The sequence below is a fragment of the Phormidesmis sp. 146-33 genome (assembly GCF_052939515.1).
The window spans coordinates 141,598-147,597 of sequence record NZ_JBJPHU010000004.1 but is presented as its reverse complement, the minus strand read 5'-3'; the positions used below and the strand labels follow the sequence as shown (position 1 = coordinate 147,597).

Here is a 6,000-nt window from a genome sequence, read left to right as displayed (position 1 = left end):
GGGCAAGCGGCTCCTGTGGCCCTGTCTGCTCCCGCTATCAACGCTTAGTCCTGACCGTCCGATGATTGAGTTAGGTTAGTTTGAAGAGAGTCTTCCTGAGAGGGAAGGCTCTTTTCGCGTTTGAGGGTTTGTAGAGGTAAAGATGGTTTTGGGAGCAGCGATCGTTCTTCTGCATAAATTCCAAGAAGCTTTTTGCTCCGATCACTTCGAGATACACTCAAGGGATTGCAAATCATCCGAGAACAGGCAGAAGCTCTAAGCAACGAAGTGAAAAGCCCCCAATCAGGTGGTTCTGGCGACTAATTTAGCAAAGAACCTTGCACTCCGCACTTTAGCCACAAGTTTTAGGGCTTCGGCTTCTGGACGACATCGCTTTATTTCCTCTGTCACATGGGAGGGAGGCAGAAGGTGTTTTCTGACGCTCAACAGGTGCCGAATTCACATAAGAAAAAGCACTGCCCATAATTGGATAGCGCTTGTGACTTTTTACAGTTTTGGATTAACTACTTAGCAGATTGCGATCGAGCGTTTAACTTCCAGGTATAGGCAGAAATTAGGTTTGTGGAGATGTGCGCGACGATCGGAACTAATAAGTTTCCTGTCCAGATGACGCTGTAAGCGAGAAGTGCACCGATGCAAGTCGCCCAAACCACATAAGACCACTGTTTTAGATTGCTCAAGTGCAACACCCCAAAACAAGCACTGGAGATCAAAACGCCTTCAAGATCTAGCCCAAACTCAGGCATCATCACACCTCGGAACAGCAGTTCTTCGCTTAACCCTGGTAGCAAACCTAGCCAGATCAAATCTAGAAAAAATAGCGGCTTGAGGACGAGTTCTAGGTAGTAGTCTGCGCTTCGACGATACTCACCCCAAAATCGATAGACCAGCGAACTGGCGGCAGTTATGGCAAGCCCAAGCCCGATGCCTGCTAGGGTTGCTTTTGCTGTCAATCGTACTGGGAGCAGCGTCACGTTACCCAACTGCATCCAACCCTTGGCGACCAGCATTAAAACAACGGCAGTGACTCCCATTGCGATGAGTACCTGAGTGCGGGTGAGGGGTTCCATTTCTGGAGTGTCGGGAACTTGCTGTGCCACAGGAATGATGAGGGTAAGTTTTCGTTGTCGTCCAGATTTTGAATTTCCCGGATGAGTCTCACAGTATAGCTGAAGACTTCGCAGCCTCACCAGTGTTAAAAAGACGTTCTACACGGAATCTAGTGGGGTTATGTGAATACGTGACTTGATATCCAGTGATTCTTGTCTGTTAAGTTTGTGTCGAGAGATTTTAGGGGCGAGATCGCAGCTTGCAATGAGTTTTGATTAATACCTGCGCGATCGCACACTAGCACCCCCAAAGCTTCTAAATAAGAACTCACTGAAACGGCTGAAATTCCTAAAACTTCTGGAGAAACCTGCATCTTTGTGTGATTGTCGTTGACAGCAATGATGCGAGTGTGTGATCGTCCCAGACTGAGAAGGGCACTGCCTCCACAAGCCGTTGCGGGAATGATGACGGCATCAATCTGATTCGCCCAAATATCACTCGCAAGATTTGAACTTGTGCGGTGAGAAATGAACTGAGGAGCGTGACTGAGACCGACCAGGACACAGGGCAAAAAGGTATAGCCTAATTCTTCGGCAGCCGATCGCGGCGACAAATTTGGATCAAGCGGTAAGGGCAAAAGGGCGGGCGCATGGGCACAGGGAATTTGAAAAGTCCGCACGATCAAATGGCTGATGACGGCTTCTGCACCTGCCAGCGGATCGACTCCTTGACCATGACGATAGTTTTGCAGGGCCTCACTTCCGACATCATCTGGGAAACGAGCCACTACTGCGATCGCGTCCGCTCCTGCTTGATGAATTAGCTTGTCGGCTGCTCTAAGCAAACTGTCTGGATGATCGGTCGTGCCCCAAGCTGCCCCAGACGAAGCTGTTTTTAGCTCAACCTTTAAGGGTTGGTCGGTGACAATATAGTCCGATAGGCTAAGACCCAACGTGGCTCTGGCAGCATCGGCTACCTGAAGATGACGCGATCGCAAGTCGGATTCAACGCTCTGGTCAAAAATGATGCCGATGCGATTTTGACGAACGGGACGCAGCCCCCAGTTTCCAGCCGCAAACTGATCCAGTCCGTACCCTTCCACATAGAGAGCATTGGGCAGATTCCAGTAAAGCTGGGCCCCGTTGAGCACATTGGGATGGGTGATCAGGCGATCGACTACTTGAGCGATTGCTCTCGCGACGGGCATTGCATCTCCTGCGTAGCCACCGATCGCCGCCCCAATTCCAGTTGGCACAATCAGAACGGCTGTATAGGGACGCTTAGTCATGAGTTACGATCGCTTCGACGTGAGCCTTTTGGGTTTCAACATTGACCTGAGTGACTGCCCAACGGAGCGGATCGCCATACTTTTTGAGTTCGGTTTCGATGGCAATTTGGAGGGCGATCGGGGAGTCTTGAAGGTCAATTTCTGCTGTAACAAATTGTGTTTTCATGACGTTACTTTTTCTGTTGTTGATGTTGTCCAAATTGCTTTTGATAAACGATTTCTTCTTTTTCAGTTTCAATTTTGAGGTCAGAGCGGGGAAAGGACACACAGAGCAATGCATACCCCTGCTGCTGCAATTCTGGGCTGACTCCCATTCCGTCGGTTTGATCGACTGTCCCGGAGAGAATCTGGGCGGCGCAAGTGGTGCAAACCCCCGCTGTACAGGAGCTTGGTAAATCTAATCCCAAGTGGTTGGCAACGTCTAAAACGGTGCGATCGTCGGGCACTTCGATCACATGAGTTTGTCCATGATGCAGAATTTCGACTTGATAGGTAACCATTTTGAGCATTTGTGCAGATGTATTCTCTTCCCCATTTTACGGGAAGCGGGGCTGAGAAAGATGGGACAATCCGATCAGGCCAAGCAGTGGGTGCGAATGGACTCGTCCCATATTCTGCAAGCAGATTTCTGAATAAAAGACAAGATCGCAATCAGGCAGAGATTGATCGTCGTCGAGAATTTAGATCGACGATTGAGGCAGTTCTGGATATTTTGCGCGATCAGTTCACCAGTAATGGACACGGAGAGTACCCTTCTCACGGTGTCAGGCTCGTATTTTGCGGCTCGTATTTTGCAGAGCAGCGATATCCTCAGCGTCCCAATCGTCGCCAAAATTGGTGTACTCGACTTTCCCAAGTTTCCCAGTAAGCAGCCATTGTGTCGGGTTCAAACCAGAAGATCTCGGCGGGTCTGTCAGGAATGGCGACTACAAGCAGCGCATGGCAAAGATTGAGATCATACTGCTGATAAAGCTGATTGACTGCGCCACAGTAGGCGACAACTTGCAGTGGATAATCGTAGAGACGATCGACCGTTTGTTTGGGCTTGTCTGACGTTTTCCATTCACAAATGCAAGGCGTGCCCTGATAGCTGGCGACACAATCGACCACCCCGGCATAGCCCAATTCGTCATGAAATACGGTGCCTTCGATCAAACGAATTTGTTCGAGCGATCGCAGCACGGGTTCGACGCTTTCCCAATAAGGGCGAATGGACTCTGGACAGGAAACGGCTTCTCCCTGGAGGTAGCGCTGAATTTGTTTGTGAGTTCCCGTCCCCCGGCGGCTGGCAGTTTGAGTAATCTGAGCCGCTTCTTGAGTGCCAATCCGCTGTTGCCAATTCAAGAGAGCTTGTCGATCTTCCCAGGGTTTGGTGGCGTTGAGAATGGTGGTGACACTGGGGAGACGATCGCCGCCCTCCGTGACGTAATACTGCTTGCCCGCCTCGCGAACTTGCTTTGTTTTATAGTGAGGTAGCAAATCAGACACCACAAATGCTTCTAACAACGCTGTCAAGATTATCCGTCTAATTGCTAGATACTTAGCTATCGTATTTGAGCTTTGAGAATTCGATCGTTAGCTAGTCGTCAATCAATTACTCAGAAGGCAGCGTAAACCAGAATGTCGCCCCTTTTCCTGGCATACTCTCAACGCCGATCTGCCCGCCGTGAGCCGTAATAATCTGCCGACATAGAAAAAGCCCTAACCCGATGCCCGCCGATCGCCGCTCTCGTCTGCCTCGCCTATAGCGATCGAACAACTGATCACACTCTTGGGGGGTCATACCCACGCCGTCATCGCAAATCTCACAGCGAATCAGCGAGTTAGCGATCGTCATTTCAACGGTCACCGTCAGCCCCGGTGGATTGTGTTGGATTGCATTCGTCAATAAGTTTTCAAACACGCGCTGGAGCTGGGCAACATCGCCGATCACAGGCGGTAGTTCTTTGGAAACACCACTCACCAGAGTGACCCGATTTTCTAAAGCTAATGGCTCCAACTCTGCCAAGACGGTCTGGACTAAGGAATTTAGATAAACGGCCTCGCGACGCAAAACCACACCCTTAACTTCACTCGAATGCGCCTCAAGCAGGGAATTGATCAACTTAAGCTGACGATCGCAACTCTGCATCATGCGCTCCAAAATCGATCGCGCCACCTCGATTGTCTCTTCTCCTGTACGTCGCTTTAATAGGTTCTTTAGCACAAGACTCAATCCGACGCTCGGCGTTCGTAAATCGTGAGATACAGCATGAAGAAAGTCCTCTTTTAGCTGACTCAGTTCCTGAAGCTCTGCCATTTTTTGTCGCAACTCTGCGGTGCGATCAGTGACTTGGATTTCGAGATTGGCGTTGAGAGACTGCACCTGCTGATAGAGTTTGGCGCTCTCAGTAATGTCATTCATGACGCACAACGCGCACGGTTCGCCACTCACCTGAATCATTTCGGCAGAAAACAGCACCTTGCCGTGCTCGCCTGATTTTCGCCGAAACTTGAGTTCTACATCTCGAATAAAGCCTTTCTGCTCTAAATGTTGGCGAGTAAATGCCCGTTCTTCTAAATTAGACCAGACACCCAGGTCAAGCGTGGTTTGCCCCAAGATTTCTTGGCGAGAATAGCCCAACATGCGGCAAAAACTGTCGTTGACTTCAAAAAAGCGTCCGTCATGAAAGGTCGCCAACACCATTGCACTGGGGCTACAGCGAAAGGCCGTCGAAAACTTTTCTTCGGACTCTCGCAGGGCGGCCTCAGCTTGTTTGCGATGCGTAATATCGCGCATGATGGCTAGAACTTCATCCTCACCACAGACGACGATTCGGGCCTCGCGATCGCGCAACGATCCTTTCACCCAAATCTGGTATTCATAACATTGCATTTCTTGGGTTTGCAGTGCTCTCTCAATGTAGTGAAGGCGCTGATCCGCGAGATGAGGCGGCAGCAGATCTTGAAGTCGTTTCCCCAGCACATTCTCTGGCAAAAGGGCAAGTTCGGTCTCTTGTCCAGCGTTGACATCCAAATAAGTGCCATCTCTACGAATCCGAAACAGGCTATCAGGAATCACATTCAACAGCGCCCGGTTGCGAATTTCACTTGCTTGCAGGGACTCTGATTGTGGAAAAGCGCTGAGGTGACTGGGCATCTCGCCAAGCAACTGCTTGAGACGGGTAAAAGCCGCATCGTCTCGGCAGCAATCTCGCAACGCTTGAAGGTAAGCAGCAGAGGACATAACGAGCTAGAGCAAAGGACTCATCAGAGTGCTAACAAATCGCCAGTAGACCCATCTTCTTTTGAGGGAAGGATTATTCTTATTTTGCAGTGATTTGAGTCACAGGACAAGGCTCAGAAAAAAGGCAAGACGATCGCTCCTCACAGACATAGGATAGAAGCTACAGTTTCTCAGTCCAAATTCCAGAATTTTAACCGTGATTCATTCACTGATTTGAGCGCTCTAAAACTAGAGAAAACTATTGCCAAACACCTCTAAAATGACCAGTTGTTAAAGTGTCCTAAACTCGGAAACTTAATCAGGAACCTTTCGCTCTTTGTAAACAGGAAGTAGAGAAAACTTGAGTTGAGAATTTAGAAATTATAGAAGATTTCTTTAGAAGAACTAAACTCTTTCTGAAGAAGGATGTTGGAACTTTCTAACCAATTCAGTGTCT

Annotated in this window: 6 protein-coding genes; all 6 read right to left on the bottom strand. The window is 49.3% G+C overall.

The features are described from left to right. Positions 1–503: 503 nt before the first annotated feature. The gene (locus ACJ2PR_RS03385; RefSeq protein ID WP_446856354.1) at positions 504–1,100 is read right to left on the bottom strand and encodes a CPBP family intramembrane glutamic endopeptidase; all 597 of its coding nucleotides are present in this window, start codon (positions 1,098–1,100) and stop codon (positions 504–506) included. A 128-nt stretch (positions 1,101–1,228) separates the two neighbouring features. Then, on the bottom strand, positions 1,229–2,338 hold the full coding sequence (locus ACJ2PR_RS03380) for a DUF3326 domain-containing protein (RefSeq protein WP_446875912.1): 1,110 nt from the start codon (positions 2,336–2,338) through the stop codon (positions 1,229–1,231). Then, entirely contained in the window at positions 2,331–2,504 is a 174-nt protein-coding gene (locus ACJ2PR_RS03375; protein ID WP_446867490.1) for a hypothetical protein, read from the bottom strand. Before ACJ2PR_RS03375 ends, ACJ2PR_RS03380 begins: the two co-directional genes overlap by 8 nt. A 4-nt stretch (positions 2,505–2,508) precedes the next feature. Next, positions 2,509–2,838, bottom strand: coding sequence for a 2Fe-2S iron-sulfur cluster-binding protein (locus ACJ2PR_RS03370; RefSeq protein ID WP_446875911.1), 330 nt, complete (start codon positions 2,836–2,838; stop codon positions 2,509–2,511). 310 nt (positions 2,839–3,148) lie between these two features. Continuing rightward, entirely contained in the window at positions 3,149–3,853 is a 705-nt protein-coding gene (locus ACJ2PR_RS03365; RefSeq protein ID WP_446875910.1) for an exonuclease, read from the bottom strand. A 79-nt stretch (positions 3,854–3,932) separates the two neighbouring features. After that, complete coding sequence (locus tag ACJ2PR_RS03360) at positions 3,933–5,564, bottom strand: PAS domain-containing sensor histidine kinase (protein WP_446875909.1); 1,632 nt, start codon at positions 5,562–5,564, stop codon at positions 3,933–3,935. Positions 5,565–6,000: the final 436 nt, after the last annotated feature.

Excerpts from the sequence above, each read along its gene's own strand:
- ACJ2PR_RS03370 (WP_446875911.1), bottom strand. The coding sequence starts at position 2,838 with ATGGTTACCTATCAAGTCGAAATTCTGCATCATGGACAAACTCATGTG.
- ACJ2PR_RS03375 (WP_446867490.1), bottom strand. The coding sequence starts at position 2,504 with ATGAAAACACAATTTGTTACAGCAGAAATTGACCTTCAAGACTCCCCG.
- ACJ2PR_RS03360 (WP_446875909.1), bottom strand. The coding sequence starts at position 5,564 with ATGTCCTCTGCTGCTTACCTTCAAGCGTTGCGAGATTGCTGCCGAGAC.
- ACJ2PR_RS03380 (WP_446875912.1), bottom strand. The coding sequence starts at position 2,338 with ATGACTAAGCGTCCCTATACAGCCGTTCTGATTGTGCCAACTGGAATT.